Origin of the sequence: Bacillus sp. NTK074B, from assembly GCF_017303375.1 — a bacterium.
Classification (GTDB): domain Bacteria; phylum Bacillota; class Bacilli; order Bacillales; family Bacillaceae_B; genus Rossellomorea.
The window spans coordinates 1-257 of the sequence record NZ_JAFKOH010000244.1 but is presented as its reverse complement, the minus strand read 5'-3'; the positions used below and the strand labels follow the sequence as shown (position 1 = coordinate 257).

Genomic DNA, 257 nt, shown 5'->3' with positions numbered 1-257 from the left:
GCGGCTCTGGTTGCGCCGATGCAATATTCGCAGATCATCTGGGCCACGTTGTTCGGCGCGGTGTTGTTCGGCGAATCGCCCGACTTATGGACGATTGTCGGCGCCGGGCTGATCGTCGCCTCGGGCCTCTACATCGTGTTCCGGGAATCGCGGCGCAACGTGTCCGAGAACCAGCCGGTTCTGCAGACCCGGCTGCGCGGGGAATCGGTCGCCGCGCCCGCGCCGATGCTGATGGAAGAGCTGCAGACCGAGCCGGA

The 257-nt window shown here is 65.8% G+C and carries 1 pseudogene; it reads left to right on the top strand.

Features of this window, described 5'->3' with window-relative positions:
* Nucleotides 1-18: 18 nt before the first annotated feature.
* A pseudogene (locus JI667_RS22205) lies at nucleotides 19-257 on the top strand (hypothetical protein); the annotation flags it as partial.